Annotated in this window: 9 protein-coding genes; 4 read left to right on the top strand and 5 right to left on the bottom strand. The window is 44.7% G+C overall.

The annotated features are described in order from the left end of the window. Window positions 1–189 precede the first annotated feature (189 nt). The 4 genes from phoU to GTQ48_RS02925 form a co-directional block, all read right to left on the bottom strand. Window positions 190–906, bottom strand: coding sequence for a phosphate signaling complex protein PhoU (gene phoU / locus GTQ48_RS02940; protein ID WP_163105107.1), 717 nt, complete (start codon window positions 904–906; stop codon window positions 190–192). A 119-nt stretch (window positions 907–1,025) separates the two neighbouring features. Then, the gene (pstB, locus tag GTQ48_RS02935; RefSeq protein WP_163105106.1) at window positions 1,026–1,832 is read right to left on the bottom strand and encodes a phosphate ABC transporter ATP-binding protein PstB; all 807 of its coding nucleotides are present in this window, start codon (window positions 1,830–1,832) and stop codon (window positions 1,026–1,028) included. 8 nt (window positions 1,833–1,840) lie between these two features. Then, window positions 1,841–3,472: a phosphate ABC transporter permease PstA gene (gene pstA, locus GTQ48_RS02930; protein WP_163105105.1), complete on the bottom strand. Its 1,632-nt coding sequence runs from the start codon at window positions 3,470–3,472 to the stop codon at window positions 1,841–1,843. Next, window positions 3,465–5,633 carry an ABC transporter permease subunit gene (locus GTQ48_RS02925; RefSeq protein ID WP_163105104.1) on the bottom strand — a complete coding sequence of 723 codons (2,169 nt, stop codon included), beginning with the start codon at window positions 5,631–5,633 and terminating at the stop codon, window positions 3,465–3,467. The genes pstA and GTQ48_RS02925 overlap by 8 nt, the downstream gene beginning before the upstream one ends. Before the next feature lie 235 nt (window positions 5,634–5,868). Here GTQ48_RS02925 and GTQ48_RS02920 point away from each other — a divergent pair, with 235 nt between their 5' ends. The 4 genes from GTQ48_RS02920 (at window position 5,869) to GTQ48_RS17500 (ending at window position 10,726) form a co-directional block, all read left to right on the top strand. Beyond that, entirely contained in the window at window positions 5,869–6,375 is a 507-nt protein-coding gene (locus tag GTQ48_RS02920) for a glycine cleavage system transcriptional repressor (RefSeq protein ID WP_163105103.1), read from the top strand. A gap of 106 nt (window positions 6,376–6,481) precedes the next feature. Further along, window positions 6,482–8,554 carry a polyphosphate kinase 1 gene (gene ppk1, locus GTQ48_RS02915; RefSeq protein WP_163105102.1) on the top strand — a complete coding sequence of 691 codons (2,073 nt, stop codon included), beginning with the start codon at window positions 6,482–6,484 and terminating at the stop codon, window positions 8,552–8,554. A 16-nt stretch (window positions 8,555–8,570) separates the two neighbouring features. Continuing rightward, on the top strand, window positions 8,571–10,103 hold the full coding sequence (ppx, locus tag GTQ48_RS02910) for an exopolyphosphatase (RefSeq protein WP_163105101.1): 1,533 nt from the start codon (window positions 8,571–8,573) through the stop codon (window positions 10,101–10,103). 287 nt (window positions 10,104–10,390) lie between these two features. Continuing rightward, window positions 10,391–10,726, top strand: a complete 336-nt coding sequence (locus tag GTQ48_RS17500) for a DUF418 domain-containing protein (protein ID WP_203565079.1) — start codon at window positions 10,391–10,393, stop codon at window positions 10,724–10,726. On the opposite strand, the gene GTQ48_RS02900 is transcribed toward GTQ48_RS17500, so the two are convergent. After that, window positions 10,704–12,875, bottom strand: coding sequence for a S9 family peptidase (locus GTQ48_RS02900; protein ID WP_163105100.1), 2,172 nt, complete (start codon window positions 12,873–12,875; stop codon window positions 10,704–10,706). The genes GTQ48_RS17500 and GTQ48_RS02900 overlap by 23 nt on opposite strands. Window positions 12,876–13,115: the final 240 nt, after the last annotated feature.

Genomic DNA, 13,115 nt, shown 5'->3' with positions numbered 1-13,115 from the left:
ACCTGTCCTCGGCTCCGGCGCATGATAACGTAATCATCTTCGAAGCCATAGCGAAAATCATCGAAATTCGGTAAAAGTATATCTCGACGCTGATTATTCAATCAAATGTTTCATTTTTATGACAGCTATATTTCAAAAGACACGCCATCCCACGCCACGCGTGCGGTATAGCGACATCTACGCAGTCAATTAAGTCAGATCTTCTATCTTCTGATGGATGCTTTCAAGGGAGGTATGACGTACATCGGTTCCCCGTGTTAGGTACACAACATATTCGCAAACGTTTTTACATCGATCGCCAATGCGCTCTAGTGAACGCAATGCCCAAAGCACGTCCAGCCAATCTTGCATATCTTCGGTGATTTTTTCCATTTCAGACGTGGTGTACGTTATCAGGCGTTTGTATTCGCTGTCTATTTGATTGTCCTGGCGATAAACCTCAAGGGCTGCTGACTCATCTTGTCGCGCGAAAGCATCGAATGTGCCGCGCATCATGTCGATAACCTGTTCGCCTATTTTTACCATACTGCTTTTTATGGTGTCAGAAGAAGGAAGCTTGTTTCGCGTTACCAACTTAGCAATGCGCTCTATTTCATCACCCATACGCTCAATATCAGTGATAGCTTTAGAAATGGTCATGATTAAACGCAGATCGCTTGCCGTGGGATGTCGCTTAGCAATAATCCTCAGGCATTCTTCGTCTATCTGAATTTCCATAGAGTTTATTTTTAAGTCGTTCAACACTACTTTTTCGGCAATAGCTGCATGGTTGTGCTTAATGGCATACAGCGTATCTACCATCTGCTGCTCTACCTCGCCCCCCATAGTTAGCACGGAGTTGCGCAAGTTTTCTAATTCAACGTTAAACGTACCCGAAATATGAGTATTTAAAGCAACTTGACGCATTCTAGTAACTCCAGTGAACGGTAAACGTGGCACAACAAAACATGACGCATGCAACGGGGGCAGCGATTAAAGGTAGCGCGCAACTTCGTATATGGCTAGCGGGAATAAAAAAGTCGCTGTTAGCCATATCGCCCCGTAATGTAATCTTCTGTTTGTTTTTTCTCAGGCATGGTGAACAGCGTATCGCTATCGGCATACTCCACGAGTTTACCTTGATGGAAAAAAGCCGTGTAGTCGCTTACGCGCGCGGCCTGCTGCATATTGTGAGTAACAATAACTATCGTACATTGCTTTTTAAGCGACTCCATCAGTTCTTCAATGAAAAGCGTCGTCAGCGGATCGAGGGCTGAGGTTGGCTCATCAAGCAACAACACTTCTGGTTTTAAGGATAAAGCCCGCGCAATCACTAACCGCTGCTGCTGACCGCCCGATAAGGTCATGGCAGGCTCAAACAATCGGTCTTTCACTTCATCCCACAATGCGGCCTGCTTTAACGCACTTTCTACCGCATCGTCTAAATTCCGTCTTTCACGCACCCCTTGAAGCTTCAATCCGTAGCATACGTTTTCGTAAATACTCATAGGAAATGGATTTGGGCGCTGGAATACCATACCCACTTTGGCTCTTAGCCGTGACACGTTGGTTTTTTTACTATTAATGTTTTTACCATCAATAATCACTTCACCCTTATACTGACAACCGTCATACAGGTCGTTTAGCCGGTTAAAGCAGTTTATCAGTGTGGATTTACCGCACCCGCTTTGACCAATTAACGCTGTGACCTTGTTTTTCGGGATCCGCATGGTGATGTCTTTTAACACGTGCTTATCGCCAAACCATAAGTTGAGTGCGTTAACCTCAACTGCTGTCTGCGCGCTCGATAACTCGCTAACGGGCTGTATATTATGTTTAAACAACTTCAGCATGACAGCTTTTACCCTTTTAAATACCGTTTACGTAAGCGTGTTCTAAGTAGTACCGCTAAAATATTAAGTACAAATACAACCACCAGCAGTAGTAAGCACGCGGCAAACATCATAGATGCACTTTTAGCATCGGTTTGGCTGTGAAATGCACTGTCGTAAATTAACACACCTAGGTGCATGAACTGTCTATCGAGGTGTAAAAATGGAAACTCACCATCAATAGGTAAGGCAGGCGCAAATTTTACTGCCCCGACCAACATAAGTGGCGCAACTTCACCCGCGGCTCTGGCAATGGCCAATATAACGCCGGTCATAATACCGGGAGAAGCAATAGGCAATATAGTGCGTACAATGGTTTCAATTTTAGTGGCACCTAGTGCATAGCTGCCCGCTTTTAGCCCTTCTGGCACCCGCCTAAGTCCCTCTTCGGTAGCTACAATTACCACCGGAAGTGTGAGTATTGCCATGGTTAATGCCGCCCAAAATATACCTGGGCTACCCATGGTTGGCGCAGGTAGCGTATCACTAAAAAAGAGGCTGTCTATACTGCCGCCAAGTGTGTACACAAAGAAACCAAGGCCAAACACACCATACACAATGGAAGGCACACCGGCCATATTGCTTACGCTTACGCGAATAATGGTGGTTAGGGCTGTGTTTGGCGCATATTCGCTTAAATAAATAGCCGCCATTACGCCAAAGGGGGTAACGATAATGGTCATAATAAATACCATTAGCACCGTACCGAATAAAGCAGGAAATACGCCACCCGACGTATTCGCTTGTTTAGGCGATTCAGTGAGAAACACAAACACTTCACCAATGGCCACCTGCCACTTCTCAAACCCTGTTAATCGACTCACAAAATCGACACTTTGAATTGTGAATATCGGAATACTAAAAGGCTGCCCTTCGGCAAAGCTCACCGCAAGCTTGTATTGATCTCGCTGGGTTTCAAGTGAACGAACTCGCTGCTGATACTCATTGAACTGAGCTACTAGCTTTTCTCGCGCTGGTGCATCCGCTGCCACATCTCGATTGTCAAAGCGAGAGAGTGATTCGTGAATTGGCGCTAAAAACTGTTTGTTTAATTTTGTAATTTCATCTGAGATGAGTGCTACTGACTCCATTATTTGCGGCAATTTAGCAAGCGGAATATTGGCGCCCTCTGGCGTAACCACATTTTCAGGCACAGCCATTACCTGCCGCCCGTCATTAAGCTTTATCTCGGCGCTGTTTTTAGCCAGGTCAATACGCTTTATACGCTCACGCTCAACTAACAATTGCGCCCCGTATGGGTTTAGCGCGTCTGCATACTTAAGCCTTATCTCCGATTTAGCCTCATCATCGAATACATTGGCTAAAAGAGTCACAACCTGCTCAGTCTCTCTAGGCGTAGTCTCTTTAGACGCAGCTTCTTTAGGTAGAACTTGGTCGGTGGCAAGCGCTGGAGGAGATATGTGAGTAAGCGCAACGCTGTATATGGGTTTTGGCCAAAAATAAGCGCCGCCCCTTGCCGTAATCAACACGAGTACACTAATAAGGGCAATCAGCAATAGGCCAGTAAAAAAGGCGGTTAAACTAATCACCAGCGACTGACGCTGCACCGCATTTAAGCCAGAAAGGCGAAGCTTAGCCATGCTCTTTTCTCCTTCCCAGTCGCTGTCGCATAACCTCGGCAATGGTATTTACCACGAAGGTGAATGCAAACAAAATGCAGGCGGTAAAAAAGAGAATTTGATAATGGGCCGATGAGACATCAGCTTCAGGCAATTCAATGGCTAAATTAGCGGTTAGTGCCCTTAGCCCTTCAATAAGGCCCCAGCTAGATATGGGGGTGTTCCCCGTTACCATAAGAACAATCATTGTTTCACCAAAAGCGCGACCAAAGCCCAGCATTATGGCAGCAATAATACCAGGCAGCGATACGTGCAACACCACATGCATTAGTGTTTGAAGTCGTGTTGCTCCCAGCGCAAACGAGGCGTTTTTCAAGTCTTCGGGCACACCGTTTATGGCGTCTTCAGCCAAAGAATAAATACTGGGCGAAATTGCGATACCTAAAGCTATGGCAACCACAATGGTTGTTTTACCAATTGGACTGTCTGACCCCGACGCCAACAATGCAAACCCATCAACGCCCATGATGGAGAATATAAATTGAGGCGCAAACTCCACGCTGATAAAGGCGAGTAATAACGTACCTCCTAGGGCAAATACCAACTCGCTACCGTGGCGAATACGCTTTGGCAGGTATTGCGCTACTTGGCGCTGAAACAGCGACACAATAATAAGTGCAATTGGCACGAAGATAATAAAAAAAGCGACGGAAAATAGAAATTGCTCTGCCTTGGGCGATAGCCATATAGCGGCAATAAAGCCAATGAGTACGCTGGGGATAGCCTCTAACATCTCAATAGCCGGCTTTAACAGGTGGCGAAGTCTCGCTTTTGCAAAGTAAGCAGTATAAATGGCCGCGCCAATGGCAATGGGAATAGCGATAACCAAAGCCAGTAAAGATGCTTTAAAACTACCTATTAATAGCGGAGTTAAACTAAATTTAGCCTCTTGGTAGTCTGATGCACTAGTGGTTTGCCATACCGTCGCCTCGGCGTCATAGCCTTCATAATGCTGTGGTTCAAACAAAGAAGACCACGTGGTAATACCGCTTAAGTGCTTACCCTGCCATGCCGTTACCGAACTGTTACTTCTTCCTATTAACACATCACCATGCCAGTCAATACTAGAAATAGCCGTGTCACTGTGGCGAGAGCTTATTATCTCCCCAGTAATTCGGTTGATGAGCAATAGCGTATTGTTGCTGGTTAGCACTGAAATCAAATTCATGCTGGCATGCTCAGCAATATCTAGCGTTACCTCATCATCGCTTAACACAATTGAGTATGTCTTTTGAAAGTGTAAGCCCTCGCTGCCTTTACTCAATACCCACCGCGTTAATGCATGGGTGTTGAGGTTGTGCAAAAAGAATGAACGCTGTTTGGCCAAGGGGAAGACCAATGCATCACTGCCTTCGTGAGACACATTACTGATAAATGGCGCTGATGCATTAGCCTTATCGTAAAGGCGATGAAGATAAATATCGTTATTTTTATGCAGCAGCATGCTTTCACTGCCAGGCATCAGCGTGACCTGTTCTTCACCCGAAAAATGCTTATCGATAAACGTGGTGGGCGCTTTGCGATTAACCCAGCGCACAAAAACACCGCTATCAAGGGTAATCTGTGTCACCACCCATCGATTGGATAATTGAATTTGCCAGTGCTTTTGCCCCTGCCAAACCTGTTTGGGAAGCGCAAATGCAATGGTATTAGACGGAGTGCTTTGCACTACCTTCTTATCTAACAGTTTGTCTGCATTGTAGGTTCGCACAGGAATAACACGTACCTGCCCTGTGGGTGAAATATCAATAATGAAGTTTTCGCCCATTACGCTCATAGCAGAAAGCGTGTGACCACAAGGTTTTGTGTAATCTTGTGTATTTTTTAGCTTACCTTCAGAAAAGGCGAGAAGCCCTAATCGGCAGTTTGCTTTTTCTGCCAACAGCGGTTGTCCGTTAAAGATATCGCCAGTGCTAATAATAGATTCATTGTTGGGCACGGTGGTGTGGGCAACTTGCTTAAGTGAAGGCGTGTAGGTAAGCGGTATTGCTTGGCTTATGAGGTGTGACACTAAAATAACCAGCGTCAGCAACACCAGACCGCCAAAGCCCGTCACTAAAAAGCGAGACCGTCTGTCAGTCCGTTGGCGTCTCTTGTTTATGCTATCGCTATCGGGAGTCATTCTACTTTTTAGTGTTTATATAATAAAAACCCTTCGCTGTGGAAGAATTTGGAGTAAATTGCACTGGTGAGCAGTGTAAGTTTTGTTATGCTAATAGCAAGCGAAAATTTTTCGTGCTACATGTTTTAGGCGGTGTGTTTATGACTCAAATCAACCATCAAGCGCTAACACATTAGCCATTAGCCTGCGTAAGCACGTTCAGCTTATTTCTCAGCCATTCATCAAGGAGTTTTGCATGCAATCTATAGTTATAAACATAATGGGGCAGGACAAGCCTGGGTTAGTCGATTCGCTTGCGAAATGTATTTATACACACAAGGGTAACTGGTTGGGATCAAGCTTTGCGCACATGGCCGGTTTATTCACAGGCTTTGTAGAAGTGCATGTCAGTGCAGAGGGAGAACAGCCTTTAATTGACGCCATTGAAGCGTTACCCGACATCACCGTTCAACATGTAGCCGCACTTGGACCTCAAGAAAGCAGCGCCGTTAAGTATACCGTAGAGGTAATGGGTAATGACAAACCCGGTATAGTGCAAGAACTGACTAATGTACTTAATCAGTTCAACCTCAACATACTTACCTTTGCCTCACACTGCGAAAGCGCGCCTAATTGGGGCAGTTTAATTTTTAAAGCGAAAGCGGAAATTGGTGTACCAGCAGAATTTGACGATGGCGCATTGCAAGACGCCCTTGAAGCTTTGGCGAATGACTTAGTTGTCGACATCACCGCAACGCATTAATGTGAAGAATACGCCGTTTCGCCCATTGCTAAGTATTGCCTTGTCATCAAAGTGTAATTAACGGATGACAGCCTTTGACCATTTTGTGAGTCTTGAATGAGAAATTATGGATAACAACGTTTTATATTATCCTGCGGAACTGAGTTGGTTAGCTTTTAACGAACGCGTGTTGCAGGAAGCCGCCGATCAAAACACCCCTGCTGTTGAACGTATACGCTTTTTAGGTATTTACTCAAACAACCTCGATGAATTTTATCGCGTAAGAGCGGCGGGTGTAAAAAGACAAATCACAATTGCACAAAACGACGGTAACGAAGAAGAGGCCGAGCGTCAGACAGCATTAATGGCTTTGATTCAAAAGAAGGTGGTTCAGCTTTCAGAAAAATTCGATAAAATTCATAAAGACGTCGTAAAAAGTTTAGCCCGATACAATATACATATACTTCGTAAAAACGACTTAGATGATTATCAGCAGCAGTGGGTTCGCAACTTTTTTGTGAATAAAGTGCTGCGTCATATTGCGCCTATCATTATTGATAAAAAAACAGACCTATTAAAACGGCTAAACGGCACGTCTGTTTATTTGTATGTAGCCCTGAGAAGAAAAGAGAAAAACACGAAATTCGCAGTCATTCAGGTTCCTACCACTGAAATGTCTCGCTTTATGCTTATTCCCCCAGAAAAAAGTAAAAAGAAAAAGCATATTATTATGCTCGACGACATGATTCAGCTTTGCCTTGAAGATATCTTTCGAGGTTTTATCAAGTTTGACGAGATAGAGTCATTTTCATTTAAGATGACTCGGGATGCAGAGTATTCCATCAACGATGAGATAGACGAAAGCTACGTTGAGAAGATGTCTGAAAGCATGAAGCAGCGTCTTATTGCAGAGCCGGTTCGGGTTATTTATGACACCGATATGCCAGACGATATGATGCAAGACCTGCGCAAGCGCCTTAAAATTACTAAGCTTGATACCATGCATGCTGCGGGACACTATCGTAACTTTAAAGACTTTATTGGCTTTCCCAACGTGGGCCGAGAATACCTTGAGCATACGCCGCTGCCGGCTATTGATAGCAAAGCGTTTTCGCAACACAACACCGTGTTTGATGCCATTACAGCCAATGATATTTTACTGCACTATCCTTACCACCGCTTTTTGCACTTCACTGAATTTTTGCGTCAGGCAGCTTTCGATCCTAATGTACGCACCATACGCATTAATATTTATCGGGTTGCGAGTAATTCTCGCATCATCAACTCGCTCATTGACGCGGTGGATAACGGTAAAAAAGTGACCGTGGTTGTAGAGATACGCGCCCGTTTCGACGAAGAAGCGAATATTGAGTGGTCGAAACGAATGACCGAAGCGGGAATTCGCGTTGTGCTTGGGGTGCCTACTCTTAAGATTCACTCGAAGCTGTGTATTGTGACGCGAGAAGAGCGTGGAACTTTAATTAATTACGCCCATTTCGGTACGGGTAACTTTAACGAGAAAACCGCTAAAATATACACCGATTACAGCTTGTTTACGCGCAATCAAGAATTAGCCGACGAAGGCGTAGCGGTGTTTGACCTTATTCAATACCCGTACCGCCGTTATAAATTCCAGCATTTACAAATTTCGCCGCTGAACTCAAGAACCAAGATTCAGTCGTTAATTCGTCAGGAAATACAGCATTTAAACCAAGGCCATGATGCGCAAATAACGTTCAAAATTAACAACCTTGTTGATAAAGAGTTGATTGACGATTTATATCGAGCTAGCCAAGCAGGCGTTAAAATTCGCGGTATCGTTCGCGGTATGTGCTCACTAAACCCAGGCCTCAAAGGTATTAGCGACAACATTGAAATTATCTCTATTGTCGATAGGTTCTTAGAACACCCTCGCGTGATGATTTTTGAAGGCGGCGGTGACAGGAAAGTTTTTATCTCTTCTGCCGATTGGATGACACGTAACATGGACAATCGTATAGAAGTGGGTTGCCCAGTTTACGATAGAACCTTGCAGCAGCGCATTGTTGATATTATGGAGCTACAGTTTAACGATACGCTGAAAGCGCGCGTTATCAACTCTGAGCAGACGAATAATTATGTGTTGCGCGGTAATCGCAGAAAGGTACGCTCTCAAATAGAGATATACGACTACCTCAAACAACTTGAAGACAACCTGTAGGATAACCTAATCACAAATGACTGAGCATGAATCCATCTTTGACGGTGTAGAGTCCCGGGAAGTAAGTAAAGTCGCCGCGCTAGATATTGGCTCAAACAGCTTTCACCTTGTCGTGGCGAGAATTGTAGCGGGCTCTGTTCAAATTCTTCACCGCGTTAAACAGAAGGTGCGACTTGCCGAAGGGCTAGATGACGACAATATTTTGTCTGATGAAGCCATAGAACGTGGCCTTGCCATGCTCAAAGTCATTGCTGAGAGTTTAAAGGGCTTCGAGCCCGATTCAGTCAGAATTGTGGCCACGCACACCCTGCGAAAAGCGCGAAACGCCAGACAGTTTATTCGCGCAGCGAAAGACGTACTGCCCTACCCTATTGAGGTTATTTCAGGGGTGGAGGAAGCGCGCTTAATCTACTCCGGCGTTGCCCACACTAATCATGCCGATGGCCAGCAACTGGTGGTAGATATTGGCGGTGGCTCAACGGAGTTTGTTATTGGCAAAGGGTTTAAACCTCTACTTTGTAGAAGCTTGCAAATGGGGTGTGTAAGCTACACGCAGAAATTTTTTGCTAACGGCGAGCTAAAGCGCAGCGCGTTTAATAAAGCAATAACCAGTGCCGCTCAAGAACTTGAGATGATAGACGTTAAGTATCGCAAGCTTGGCTGGGTGCAGTGTGTTGGCACCTCGGGGACTATTCGCTCGCTATTTACGCTATGTCAGCAAGACAAAACTAACGAACACGATATTCCCGTTATGTTGAAAGCCTTGCGTAGCCTTATGGACCAATTCATTGATGCGGGGCATGTTGATAAGTTGGACTTTCCCAATTTAAGCGAAGATCGCCGTGTAGTAATAGCCGGTGGTATCGCTATTTTAATTGCAGTGTTTAAAGCTTTAAATATTAAAGCACTTGTTTATTCCCCTGCGGCATTGCGCGAAGGCGTGCTTTACCAAATGGAAGACGAGCTGCATCACGCCGATATTCGCGGAAGAACGGCGAGTAGCTTGGCAACCCGTTATGATGTGGATACCTCGCAAGCAACCATGGTGTTAAATACCTCGCTAATGCTGCTGCGAGAAGCAGATAAAGCGTGGAAACTTAAAGGCCAAGACTTTAAAAACATGCTGGGTTGGGCAGCGCTGCTGCACGAGGTAGGTATACAAATTAATTCCCGCGGCGTGCAGCGTCACAGTGCTTATATTCTCGCTAATGTTGATATGCCGGGCTTCACTCAAGAGCAGCAGCTATTGTTAGCCACACTAGTGCGTTTTCATCGCAAAAAAATACGCATTAGTGACTTACCTAGCTTTAACCTTTTCGACAGCAACGCCGTGAAGCGCCTAATTGCACTGCTAAGGCTAGGAGCGTTACTTAATTTAAAACGACAAGAGCAATTCTTGCCAGATATGACCATTGACGTTACCCCATCATCATTATCGTTGAACTTTCCTGAAGGGTGGCTTGAGGAAAAGCCCATTTTATCTGCTGATTTAGTCAGTGAGAGCCAGCATTGGCAAGCGTTAGACTTGGAATTACTGATTAATAGCTAGCTGGGTTTCTTTCTACTGCGTTTAACATCAAGAAAGTAGCTAGCGGCAGTGCTAGCTATTTTTTATATTTTAAACGATGAGTCAATTTGACGAGTAGCAGACCTAGAATTTTCGTGTCACATGTCATCGTGAATACAATCAAGAAAGTTCAAAAACGCAAAAACTAATAAACGTTTCGATACATTTTTCATTTCGATTTTATTTATCAGACTCGCTACACTGCTGTAACTCCAAACTGCTATTACTCCAAACTAATGGCACTCCATCTTCTTTTACAAGGGATGTAAATGCGAATTCATTCAATAGACGCCATTCGAGGCCTAGCTATCCTCGGCATACTCTTTTTAAATATTACGTTTCACCAAAATTTTTACACTGGCTACGCGTTTTTTGAAGAACCGCTTTTATCTGATGACATCATTTCGCTAGTCAATGCCCTTTTCTTAGATGGAAGATTCCGTTCGTTATTTTGCTTGCTCTTTGGCGCAGGATTGGCTATTCAGATAGTGCTGGCGAATGTAATGACGAAGCACTTCCGCCAAGGCCCTTTTGAAGCCATTTGGCGAAAGTTGTATTTACATAGCTTTTATAAGAAACGTACTAAGGAGCATCTGGCGTTGTAGTTTCATCAGCACCGCTGTACTTTTTAAACCACGCTAAGATATTTTCTACCTTACCGATCATTCGCGACGGTTTTGCGGCAATGCCATGAGACGATTCAGGTACTTTTACTAATACCGTATCTACTTTCTGAATTTTAAGCGCTTGATAAAACTGCTCTGTTTCAGACATGGGGGTACGTTTATCGTTCACTCCAGTGATAAGCATGGTAGGCGTTGTAACATTGCCAACTAGCGACAGTGGTGAACGCTTCCAATAATGCTCTACGTTGTCCCATGGCTTACCAGGAAACTGAAAAGGTATTTGGTAAAGCCCTGAGTCAGCGGTAAGTACTTTAGATAGCCAATTAATAACAGGCTTTGCCACTACCGCTGCCTTAAACCTATCCGTTAGACCAATGGCATAAGCAGATGCAATCCCACCAGCAGAGCCACCGGTGATGTAGAGTTTTTCAGGGTCGGCAATGCCTTTTTCAATGAGCGCATCAACACCCGACATGTGGTCTGCAAAGTCATACTTTGAGCTGTACTTGCCTTGAAGTAGCAAAGCAAAACGCTCTCCATAGCCGGTGCTGCCTCTGTGATTATCGTAAAACACTACGTAACCTTCGGCCGCCATTCGCTGCAACTCTGCCGTAAACACGGGGCCATAGGCTAAATTTGGACCGCCATGAATTTCTAAAATGAGTGGATAGGTTTTACTGCTGTCATAGTCTGGTGGAAGAATATACCAGCCCTGAATTTCTTCTTCGTCTATTGAAGATGTGTAAACAATCTCTTTCACCTCACCCAGCGTTTTGTGGCCAAGTACATCTTCATTCAGCGACGTCAGTTGACGCTCATCATCGCTGGTAACATATAAGTCGGCAGGTCTGTTAGTTGCCCCTTTTGTGTAGGCAATAACATCACCCGCGGCGTGGTAAGTGGCGAAAACGTAAGGCCTGCCTAATGTAGTGCCCCCTAACCCAGAAGCCATATTGGTTACTTTACCCGATAGTGACACACTATCGACTTGCGCTAGGCCTCTTACCGACTGCTGAAAGTAGATATTCTTGCTATCTTTCCATACAAAGTTAGACACAGCATTATCGATAGTTTCAGTGAGATTTTTATGCTCTGTACCATCGGCTTTCATCACGTATAAATACGTATTTTTATACATGACTTTGTCATCGCTTCGGCGTTCGTAAGCGACATATTTGCCATTAGGGGATACTATCGGCGACGCTTCACGACCTTTAAAACTGGTTAGTTGCTCGATATGCCCCTGCATGTCTACCGTATAAATATCCGCTTCTATTGGCTCGTATTCCCAGTTGCTGCTTCGATTGGCTGAAAAGTATATTTTTGCGCCGTCGTGAGAGAAGCTTAAGCTTCCGCGATGGTGATAATCACCTGAGGTAAGCTGCCTTGCGGTGCCGCCTTGTGATGGCACTACGAATATGTGTGTGTACGCAGGCTCTAATACGCCTCTTCCGTCGGCCTGATACCTTGCTTTAGTTATATATTCAAAGCTTGGAGACCAGTTGGCCCCTTTCGGCTTTTTAGGCATATTGACTTTCAGCGGCTTTTCTTCGGCATCGACGCTCATGGTAAATGCAATGTGCTTTCCATCGGGCGACCAGGTAATAGAGCTAGGGGAAGAAGTGACATTGGTAACAAGTGCCGTTTGCCCGGTATCCATCCAGCGTACATATAGCTGTGGCTTTCCTTCTTCATTAGACAAATACGCCAAACGCTTTCCATCAGGAGACCAACGGGGCGAGTAGAAATTATGTTTAGATGATAGTAAAGGCCGGTGCTTACTGCCATCGACACTGGCAAGCCAGATATTAGAGCGCGTGCTATCAGACATAATGTCATTAGAGCGACGCACGTAGACCACCTGCTTTTTATCTGGCGATACCCGTGCTTCGCTCACATATTCTAAATTGAAAATATCTTCTGACGCAAAGTGGTGAGCTTTATTGGATGTTGGTGATGTTGGCGTCGAATTCACAGTGCGAGTGTCTTCTTGGGCCACGCTGGTAGCGGGAAGTAACGTACTCAGCAAAGAAGTACCTAAGGAAAATAAAATGGCCGTAGAAATGCGGCCTGTAGTAAATGATTTCTTGGTTGTTTTGCAATGTGGGTGGAAATAATGTGCTGTCATTGTTGCCCTATTCTTTTTTATTTTTGATCTTCAAACTTGTTCAGCTCTCATACTAGCGCAATCAAACGCCATGAAGATAAAGCGGGGTTAAATATGCGGCCACTCACTCGATTTAGTCGATAAAATGTACATACTTTTAAGACAAACTGTTCTTTATTTAAAGCTGTAGACCACGCTTGCTGCGATTTACTCTTACCGCTTTCTCTGCTCTTTGTGCAATTGTAGAGTTAATTTCTAAGC

It is taken from the genome of Alteromonas genovensis, from assembly GCF_010500895.1.
In the GTDB taxonomy this organism is placed as follows: Bacteria; Pseudomonadota; Gammaproteobacteria; order Enterobacterales; family Alteromonadaceae; genus Alteromonas; species Alteromonas genovensis.
The sequence above is the reverse complement of the archived record's forward strand: the minus strand, read 5'-3'. Positions and strand labels throughout refer to the sequence as shown.